Here is a 265-nt window from a genome sequence, read left to right as displayed (position 1 = left end):
TCGAACCCCTGTTACCGCCGTGAAAGGGCGGTGTCCTAGGCCTCTAGACGATGGGGACACATAAATGTGTCACTAGGACAACTGAATTTTTAGACTCGTTTCAGGCGAGCTTTCTTAATAACACTTCACTTCCCTATTAAAAAATAAGTAAGTGGCGTCCCCAAGGGGATTCGAACCCCTGTTACCGCCGTGAAAGGGCGGTGTCCTAGGCCTCTAGACGATGGGGACACATAAATGTGTCACTAGGACAACTGAATTTTTAGAC

General features: G+C 47.9%; 1 tRNA gene. It reads right to left on the bottom strand.

The features are described 5' to 3' along the window. Window positions 1–152 precede the first annotated feature (152 nt). Window positions 153–228: transfer RNA gene (locus H5122_RS20075), tRNA-Glu, on the bottom strand. Window positions 229–265: the final 37 nt, after the last annotated feature.

This window comes from Pseudoalteromonas sp. SG43-8 (genome assembly GCF_014164245.1).
In the GTDB taxonomy this organism is placed as follows: domain Bacteria; phylum Pseudomonadota; class Gammaproteobacteria; order Enterobacterales; family Alteromonadaceae; genus Pseudoalteromonas; species Pseudoalteromonas distincta.
The sequence above is the reverse complement of the archived record's forward strand: the minus strand, read 5'-3'. Positions and strand labels throughout refer to the sequence as shown.